Below are 326 nucleotides of genomic sequence, written 5' to 3'. Positions count from 1 at the left end.
TTGGGAATCGACACTTGAACCATCGAGAACCAAACGACTTGGAGACGTATGCCGATTAATATCAAATCATGCAAAGATTGAAATTGTAAAACCGATTAAATTATTTGGAAAAGACTGTCTTTCGGCTTCTTTGTTTAAGACAATAAAAAGAAACCTAACTAAGAGAGGTGTTGATACCACCGATTTGAAACCTTCATCATTAATTGAACCATATTTGAAGAATCATTTTGGAGAATTTATAGAACAAATTAACAAAAACTATACTGGTGTTATTCCTGAGATTAAGTCAACTGAAACCAAATTGAGTAAATCAAATTCATTGATAT

Annotated in this window: 1 protein-coding gene; it reads left to right on the top strand. The window is 31.6% G+C overall.

From position 1 onward, the window contains the following. Positions 1–326: hypothetical protein (locus tag J1N10_RS21175; protein ID WP_262328704.1), on the top strand; the 326-nt coding region annotated here is incomplete at both ends.

Origin of the sequence: Carboxylicivirga litoralis (assembly GCF_025499605.1) — a bacterium.
Taxonomy (GTDB): Bacteria; Bacteroidota; Bacteroidia; order Bacteroidales; family Marinilabiliaceae; genus Carboxylicivirga; species Carboxylicivirga litoralis.
The sequence above is the reverse complement of the archived record's forward strand: the minus strand, read 5'-3'. Positions and strand labels throughout refer to the sequence as shown.